The organism is Halobellus rarus, assembly GCF_024494595.1.
GTDB classification, from domain to species: Archaea; Halobacteriota; Halobacteria; order Halobacteriales; family Haloferacaceae; genus Haloquadratum; species Haloquadratum rarum.
The window spans coordinates 1-6556 of the sequence record NZ_JANHDI010000019.1 but is presented as its reverse complement, the minus strand read 5'-3'; the positions used below and the strand labels follow the sequence as shown (position 1 = coordinate 6556).

6 protein-coding genes and 1 pseudogene are annotated in these 6556 nt (G+C 63.1%); 5 read left to right on the top strand and 2 right to left on the bottom strand.

Features of this window, described 5'->3' with window-relative positions:
• Positions 1–298 precede the first annotated feature (298 nt).
• From NO876_RS17875 to NO876_RS18175, 5 genes are all read left to right on the top strand, one after another.
• Complete coding sequence (locus NO876_RS17875) at positions 299–508, top strand: hypothetical protein (RefSeq protein WP_256423039.1); 210 nt, start codon at positions 299–301, stop codon at positions 506–508.
• Positions 508–702, top strand: coding sequence for a hypothetical protein (locus tag NO876_RS17870; protein WP_256423038.1), 195 nt, complete (start codon positions 508–510; stop codon positions 700–702). The genes NO876_RS17875 and NO876_RS17870 overlap by 1 nt, the downstream gene beginning before the upstream one ends.
• 112 nt (positions 703–814) lie before the next feature.
• Entirely contained in the window at positions 815–1285 is a 471-nt protein-coding gene (locus tag NO876_RS17865; RefSeq protein ID WP_256423037.1) for a hypothetical protein, read from the top strand.
• A complete protein-coding gene (locus NO876_RS17860) occupies positions 1282–2931 on the top strand; it encodes a DUF7845 domain-containing protein (protein WP_256423036.1) in 1650 nt (549 codons plus the stop codon). Before NO876_RS17865 ends, NO876_RS17860 begins: the two co-directional genes overlap by 4 nt.
• Before the next feature lie 537 nt (positions 2932–3468).
• Positions 3469–4176 carry an HU family DNA-binding protein gene (locus NO876_RS18175; protein WP_256423035.1) on the top strand — a complete coding sequence of 236 codons (708 nt, stop codon included), beginning with the start codon at positions 3469–3471 and terminating at the stop codon, positions 4174–4176.
• A gap of 103 nt (positions 4177–4279) precedes the next feature.
• On the opposite strand, the gene NO876_RS17850 is transcribed toward NO876_RS18175, so the two are convergent.
• Positions 4280–4606: a hypothetical protein gene (locus NO876_RS17850; protein ID WP_256423034.1), complete on the bottom strand. Its 327-nt coding sequence runs from the start codon at positions 4604–4606 to the stop codon at positions 4280–4282.
• Positions 4603–6556: pseudogene (locus NO876_RS17845) on the bottom strand (hypothetical protein); the annotation flags it as partial. The gene NO876_RS17850 and the pseudogene NO876_RS17845, both read right to left, overlap by 4 nt.

Here is a 6556-nt window from a genome sequence, read left to right as displayed (position 1 = left end):
GCGAGCGCGACCGGATGCGCCGCCGTCGAGAGTACATTCCTGACAACTTATGACAGAAAACTTTAAATCAGAAATTAGCAGACAGCGCCGGATCGAAACCCGAATTTGTCAATACCGTGTTGGCCCATCCCCTTTCCGGTTGGCATTTTGCCAACCCGGATTCGGGGCCACAACTCCCCAGCCACCTAATCTCGTGCGATAACGAAAACAGACAGAGGCCTCTTTCTTCGAAACAGAAGAAAAATTCTGACGGCCCCCTCTGCCGTCTGTCGGTTCGAATCACAGGTGGGTGGTCGCCGTGACGCTGGAGCGTCGCGCCGACGCCGACGGGAACCTCCGAATCTGCACCGTCGAGTGTCCACTCTGCGGCGAACCGATCAGCGACCACGCGAGTCTCTCACTCCATATTCGTCGGACCTGTCCGGCCCGAGAACGGTTCGCGGAACCCGGCGCGCTGCGGGATGGCGGTCCCGAGCGCGTCGCGACTGACGGAGGTGAGCGGCGGTGATGCGGTGCTACGACTGCGGAACCAAGATCACCCGGCCGGAGAAGGCTCGCCTCTGTGTCCTCGGTGACGCCGAGCACGTCGTCGTTCTCTGTCTCGGCTGTCGTTCGAACCGACCCTCGAAGCGGCAGTACCACCCGAAGAACGGCTTCCCCACACAGCCGAAGGCCCGAATCCCGGGAGGTGAGGCGCGTTGACGCGCTGCTTCGGCCCGTGTGACAACGCCGCCGAGGTCATCGTCCAGGGAAAACATGTCTGCCGGGAGTGCGCCGCGCTCCTCGAGGGCGAACCGACGGAGGCCCCCAACCGATGAGCGCTCGTCGGACTCGAGATCGCGTGGAGTTCCCCCGGCTCCGAGACCGGCTCGGAGAGGATCCCGCTCGGTTCCTCGATCGCGATCTCGTCGGCGATCGAGACGCCCAGCGAATGGTCCGCGAACGGATCGGCGGGATCGACTCTCTGGAGGTCCTCTCCGCGTGGCGAGCGGTCGAGAGGAAGCTCGCCGACCATTACGATCGCGAGCCCCGTCAGGGAGTCCTCAACGCGCTCGACGACCGCGGGACCTGGCTCGACGAACACGGCGATCGCGAGGAGCGAGCGAGGCCGATCGATCGCGGTCCGCCGCTGGAGAGCTGTGCGGTGTTCCTCGACGAGGACGGGAGCGAACGGAAGTCCCGCAGGACCTATCAGTCCCCGTCGCCGTTCGATCGAGATCTCGACGCCTACCTCTCCGACTCCGAAGAGTCGACCGTCGCGACTGACGGGGGTGAAGAGCGGTGAGCCACCAAGCGCCGACGAACCACGAGATCGACGCGTTCTGGTGGTTCACCGACAACGGACTGAGTCCCTACTGGGCGCTCACCCAGATCGGGATTCAGGACCTCGACGGCTACGCCGAGATTCAGCGGGAGATCGGCGGCGAGGAGTGGCAGATCCGATTCACCTACAACGCCGATACGGGACTCGCTCCGAGGCCGGCCGATCCGATCGACGGGGAGAAGGTCTACGAGTGGAAGATCCACGTCGAGAGCGTCCATACGGAAGCGAAGGCCGACTACGTGGTCTCTCCGCGGTGGGACGGACTGAAGAAGCCGAACGGAGACGAAGCACGGATTCCATGGTGTGGCGGCGAAGGCTGTCAGATCCACCTCCAGGGATCGAACCTCTCGTTCGACGAGTACCAGTGGCTCCTTCAGCGCTCCCTCCAGGAGCTCGCCGACCACGCCGGGACCGACATCTCCCGGCGGTACTTCAACCGGATCCGCGGCGACTCGAATATCAGTACCCTCGAGCGATACGTCCGGCTGAAGCGTGAGTACGCGAAGAAGCTCACCCGATCGACCGGCGCGTTCTACTCGATGATGCACCTCCTCGCCGACGAGGAGGGCTCTCAGTGGGTCTACAAGGGAGACAACTCCGAGATCGTAGGCTATCGGCACGCGATGGAACTCGACCCAGTCTCCTCGTCGGATCTGATCGATGACCACAACCTCGGGAAGCGGCTGAAGAGCTATCACCCGAAACACGTCCGTTCGGCGGAGACCGAGGACGACCCGCTGTCCTCGCCGAAGTTCGGTGTCGCGTTCCACAAGTCGCTGAACACGACGGACGGGTTCACCGGCGAGTACCGGAGTAACGGTCACTCGGTCAAGTGGAGCGATCGTGACGACCTCGTGCGGGAGCTCGACGAGACGCTCGTGAACACGCTCCGATGGGCGGGCATCCCGATCAAGCCCGACCCGACCGTGTTCGTCGAGGACGACCACTTCGAGATCGAGGAGTCCGAGCGATCGATCGGCTACTGGGACGATCCGACGCCGCAGCTCGAGGCCGAGCAGGGGAACCTGATCACGACTGTCCTCCAGGACCTCTCCCCGAGCGCTCGCGACGTGATGAAGACGCTCGCGACGGACGGAGGGCAGGCGCGTTACGATGATCTCGCCGACGAGACCGGCTACTCGGTCAGTCAGATCTACCGCGCCCTCGAGGAGATCGGCGACGTCGTCGTGAACGACAGCGGTCTCGTCCGGTACTACTCGGAGAAGATCCGCCAGGAGATCACCGCGATCGTCGAGCGCGTCGAGAACTTCGTCGGAAGCGGGATCGAGCGCGTCGCGAAGCTCGCGAACGTCGAGACGCGATCGGCCGCTGACTCGGCGATCCAGCGGTGGATGGACAAGTACGGCGCGGAGTTCGAACGACGGAACGATCAGGACCGCGGGAAGATCCGCTTCGACACGGTCCTCTCGGAGCTGAAGAGCGATCCGGAACCGACGATCCAGGAGGTTCTCGAGGAGGGTCTCGACGCATGGTGTCGTGCCGGTCGGGACGTCATCGACTTCGTGGATCTCGAGTTCCAGGCGCGTGCGGTCCGCGGGCGAGATCGCGACGGCGGCCTCGTGAAGCGAGAGAAAATCACCTGGTAGCGCGGTGACTGCTGAGTGGCAACACCGTTCTGTCCCCTGTTTCTTTAAATACCATTCCGGCTAACCCCTGTTTCTCGTGGAGTCGCGTTTCGATCGCGATCGTTTCTTTCGGAGAGAGACTACGTGAATCCACACGGGGCCTTCGCACCGGGTGCGAAGATCCCCTTAGGGAGTGTCCCTAAAAGGGACAGAAACAGAAAATACCCCTGCGGCTGCGCAAAAATTCGACCCCTCCAGATGAAACGCAGTGACGGGAGCCACACAACGGTTCTTATACTCGTTTTCTGCTTCGTTGATTCGGTCAGTATGGATGACTCCCTAATCGATTCAGGCCGTCATCTACTCAGAATCTGTCAGGAACACGCTGCTGATATAGAGGATCAGTTCAGCAGGTACCGAGTACTCGTTGTAAACTGGCTTAACTGCCCGAATACGCTCACAACCTAAGCCAGCGCGCTCTCTCGACCCTCCCGAGAAGAAACAAACCTGAAATGGTATTTACAATATGCTTATATTTATGCGGAGCGATACAGTATCGTGAATAAGAATACGATGACCCAAAGCAAGCTTTCGCGACGAGCCATTCTCCGGAACGGGGCGATCCTCTCGACGACTTTCGGACTAGCCTTGGGGTCGACCTCAGGTCAAGTTGCGGCGATGAACAAAGCCGAGCTGATAGAGGCGATGGCGAGTGAAGCCGGGTTGAGGAATTCGGAGATGGAGAAGGTACTGGATGAGTTCATCAACGCGACAACGAAGGCCCTGAGGCAGGGCGATAGTGCCGTCCTAGTTGGATTCGGGGCGTTCAGTATCTCGAAGCGCTCCGCTCGGACAGGGCGGAGTCCAGGGTCCGGAAACGGGCCTGCGGACAACTCACTGGTGGCTTTCGACTCGTGCCCAGAGTTCGCGGCCGCCCTCGATCTCAACCCCGGCAAAGGCGACGAGGCTAGTGCGAAATGCCGGGACGCTGACGTGGTGATCGACGCGGAGTACATCGCGAGTCAGACGGACAGCAAGTTGTCGGAGGCGGACGCGAAGCGGGCGCTCGATGCGTTCATCAATGCAACGACGAAAGCGCTGAAAAAAGGCGATAGGTTGTCACTCGGGGGCTTCGGGTCGTTCAGTATCTCGAAGCGTTCCGCACGGACGGGCCGCAATCCCCAGACTGGCAAAGAAATTCAGATCGCTGCTAAGAACGTCGTGAAATTCAAGGCAGGGGCCGAGTTATCCAAAGCAGTCAACTAGTGGTGGTCCTGTTCAGTGTGCTGTCGAGACGGTGAACGCGGTTCGTGCGTCCTGAATACGCGCGTTGTATCCGGAACGTCGATCCCGACGTCGGCTACGATCGTCATACTGATCCTCGGATCCACGTCCAGACGTCACCCATCGGCCCGCTCCCGGCCTCGATGAGCATCCGGACCGCCGTCGTGACGTCCTCGAACGCCGTCCCTGGATGCGGGTCGATCCATCCGAGCACAATCGCGAACCCGACCGCGACCAGGAGCACGAGCGCGTACGCTGCGAGCGATCCCGCGAGTGTCGCGACCGTCCGCCCGGCCGAGACTCCGCGGTAGAGGTAGAACGCCACGAGGAGCAGCACAGCGCCCGTCATCACGCTCCCACCGAGACCGAGGTACGCTAGAACCGACGTGATCAGCGATCCGATCATCGTCACCTCCGGCCGTCGTCATCGTTCGAGGAGCGGCGTCGAAGGCTCCCGAGGTCCACGCTCAGTTGCGTGTCCGGCGTCGTGGCTTCCGCACGTCGCGCACGCAGCCACTCGCGGATCAGGAACACGCCTCCGGCCGCGGCAGTCAGCAGCACGACCGGCGCGACCGTCTCGAAGCCCGACGAGATTGGCCCCAGTATCGCCCCCGGCGAGATCGTTTCGATCGCGAAGACGACCACCAGTCCCGCACCCGGGATCAGCAGCCATCGCGGGACGTCCGCCCGCGTCCGGACGTCGACCTGCCACAGCGCCACGAGCAGTCCGAGCCCGACGGTCAGCGTCACCAGCGGCCCCGCCAGCGACGCGGCCGCCTCCGAGAGCGCCGCGATCACGACCGCCGGCAGCGGCTGGGCCGTCACCAGCTCGGCGGCGACGATCGCGACCACGACCGCCCCGATGGCGAACAGCAGCGTCCCACGACCGAACCGGCCCGATCCGCTGCTGTCGCTACCGACGCGGCGTGAGACGAGCATCAGCAGTCCGAGCGCGCCCGCGACGCTGAGGAGTAGAATCCAGGGCGGCGCGTCCGTCCCGCCCGAGGTGTCGGTCGGGCCGAGGACGTCCGGTCCAGAACTGTCGGAGGATTCGACGATCGTGTACGTCGCCGCCTCGTCCGACGTCGTGAACCACACGGGCGAGTTCGCCGTCGACGTATCGACCGGGTTGCCGTCGTCGTCGACGAGGTCGTAGGTCACCTCCGACGCCGCGTCCATCCACCCGACGTCGACGAGGTCGCCCTCGGACTCGCCCGGTCGGATATGGAACTGCGGCTCGTCAGCATCATAGACGACGACCTCGGCAGATCCGGACTGCGGGTCGACTTCCAGCGGAGCCGTGCGTACGCGCGTCGTTGAGCCGTCCACCACGTCCGGTAGTCTGAGTTCCTGACCACCGTTCGCGTCGACGGCGACGAACGAGGAGGACTCCCAGGATTCATCGGCCGTGTAGTGGATCCGGTCACTCGCGGCCGTCCCAGAGACGTCGATCACGAAGTCCTCCTGGCGCTCGGTGATCTCGATCTCCGTGTTGAGCGTGTCGCCCTCGATCGTCGGTTCGGTCACCTGGATGTCGCCGTTCTCCGTGCGGACCTTCCGCCCGGTCGCGCGGATTTCCAGCGTGTCGCCGTTCTCGACGTCGTCGAACTCGACTGTCAGCGTCGTACTATCGTGCACCCAGTTCCCGGCGGCCTTCCACGACCCGCCGTTGCGACGGAGTTCGACAGATTCGATCTCGACGACCTTCCCGTCGAAGGGAATCGTGAGCGTCGGGTTTTCAGTCGCGCTTCCGTAGGTCCGACTGACGTTGTACCGTTCGCTCCAGGCTTCGCCAGCGTAGTCGACGGTCTGTTTGTCCGTCGCGTCGTGGGAGAGTTCGAGGCCGACGCTCGGATCCGGGGCGTCGCTACTGAGCGTTCCGTCGCCGACCGAGACGTTCACTCGATTCGTCCCGCTCTGGAGTGCGTCAGCCGGGAGCGTCTTCGAGACAGATTCACCGTCTGCAAGCGTCCCCGTGTGCGAGACCGTCTGGCCGTTAAGTTCGACAGCCGGATCGCTCGTAACCGTCGCTTCCGTGATATCCGCGGAGACCGTCACGGGACTCCCCGATCCCGAGACGGACCACGAGTCGTCGGAGAGGGTCGGGTCGATCGTCGCGGACTCCGTTTGCCCGCTCGTGAGCAGTCCCGAGTGAGACACTTCGGGAGTCCCGTCCTCATCGATGTCGACACTCGGATCGAGAGCCCCGTCGACCTCCTCGACCTCGATCGAGTAGTCCGCGGTCATCGCCGGAGCATCCGAGGAGACGGATGCCATCCCGAGACTGACAGCGTTCGATCCCGAGTCGAGCGAACTCGGAGCGAACGACAGCGTAGCAGTCTCTCCGTCTCCGAGTTGTCCG